The sequence below is a fragment of the bacterium genome, assembly GCA_026416715.1.
Taxonomy (GTDB): Bacteria; UBP4; UBA4092; order JAOAEQ01; family JAOAEQ01; genus JAOAEQ01.
Genome location: JAOAEQ010000059.1, coordinates 1 through 275 on the forward strand (window position 1 = coordinate 1; position 275 = coordinate 275).

Genomic DNA, 275 nt, shown 5'->3' on the forward strand with positions numbered 1-275 from the left:
ATTTAACGGTGGTCTATATCCCTCTTTCATCTCAACTTTATTACTCCTAAATACTAAAAGATTCTTCCGTTTCTGACTCAATTATTCTTTACCTCTTCATAGAATCTCTGTTCTCCCCTCCAGAAGTTCGTATGCCTCCATACATTCTCCACACAGACTCTTTATCCCATTAAATGGAAGAAGTTGGTAAATATTCCCACAGAATCTAACAGTATTGTCCTTCTTAATTTTTCTTGCCCGTTTTGTTAAAAATATTCAGAGACCTAACAAAAAGT